This window comes from Paenibacillus sp. PastF-3 (genome assembly GCF_029893135.1).
In the GTDB taxonomy this organism is placed as follows: domain Bacteria; phylum Bacillota; class Bacilli; order Paenibacillales; family Paenibacillaceae; genus Paenibacillus_AQ; species Paenibacillus_AQ nitricinens.
This window is the reverse complement of record NZ_JARXWM010000043.1, coordinates 1-1,368: the sequence shown is the minus strand read 5'-3', so window position 1 is coordinate 1,368 and position 1,368 is coordinate 1. Positions and strand designations below refer to the sequence as shown.

Genomic DNA, 1,368 nt, shown 5'->3' with positions numbered 1-1,368 from the left:
GGCCTTTTAGTTTTGCTTTAATTCGCTTGTTGTTGTAATAATCGATGTAATTTAATAGCTCTTGTTTAAAATGTGCGATACTTTCGAATTCCTTTAAATATAGAAATTCAGATTTCATGATGCCAAAGAAGTTCTCGATGACGGCATTGTCGTAGCAGTTACCTTTACGGGACATACTTTGCTTGATGCCGCGTTCTTCGAGAGCATGACGATACTGTTTCATCTGATAGTGCCAGCCTTGGTCAGAATGAATAAGAGGTGTATCTTCATCTGATAATCGACCAAATGCTTGATCTAACATCGTTGAAACAAGCGAGTAGACAGGTCTTGAACCTATCGTATATGTAATAATTTCGCCATTATATAGATCTAGTATTGGAGATAAATACAGCTTTTCTCCAAATAATTTAAACTCTGTAATATCCGTAACCCACTTCTCATTTGGATTCTTAGCTTGAAAGTTGCGTTCTAATATGTTCGGTGCCAGTTTGCCGATCGTCCCCTTATAAGAACGATATTTCTTCATGCGTACCAAGCACTTTAATCCCAATAACTGCATCAAGCGTTGTACCTTTTTATGATTCACATGGTGTCCGCGATTCACTAATTCGTCGCGAATGCGACGATAACCATAGCGCCCCTCATGCTCCTCATAAATCGCTTGGATAATCGATTTTAACTTCGAATCCTTGTCTGGCATACCAAATGCTTTTACCACGTAATAATACGTGCTACGAGGGATACCAGCTAGCTGTAGAAGTGCTTTCACCGAAAATTCGTTCCTTAGTTCATAGACTACTTGAGCTTTGTCTTGTTTGGTGATTTCCCCTTGTTTTGAACTAAGGCATTCAACTTTTTTAAATATGCATTCTCCATTCGCAAACCTTCTACCTCTGCTTGCAAAGCCTCTACAGACCCTTCTACAAACGCTTGAGTCTTTCGTTTATTAGGTTCTTTCTTCACTGATGGGCGCCCCTTTTTCTTTGGTTGTAGAGCGTCCATTCCATGTAATTCTAAGCTCCTTTGCCAGCTTAAAATGGTACTATGACTCGCAATATTAAATATTGCAGCCGTTTCTCTAACAGACGTTCCGAATTCGTTCATATAATTAAGTACGTCTAGTTTAATCTGTGCAGGATATGATGTATAGCCCTTTTTGAAAGCTTCTTCACCATGATGTTCATATTGACTAATCCAGTTTGAAAAGACAGAATGGTGAACCCCTATGGATTTTGCGATGGTTTTCAAGCTTTTTGATCCCTTTTTATAACGCATAACGGCTTGAGTTTTTTCATCTGTACTGTACCTGGTCATAAAAAAACTGCACCTCCAAATGTTAGATGTGTCTAACAATTGGGGTGCAGTTCA

General features: G+C 38.9%; 1 protein-coding gene. It reads right to left on the bottom strand.

Features of this window, described 5'->3' with window-relative positions:
• Positions 1–1,314, bottom strand: a protein-coding gene (locus M2444_RS33410) for an IS3 family transposase (RefSeq protein ID WP_280789144.1) whose coding sequence is annotated in 2 segments (ribosomal slippage) — positions 1–861 and positions 861–1,314 — 1,315 coding nt annotated over the 2 segments. Because the reading frame shifts where the segments join, the coding sequence is not laid out codon by codon here. This gene is flagged as partial in the annotation.
• Positions 1,315–1,368: the final 54 nt, after the last annotated feature.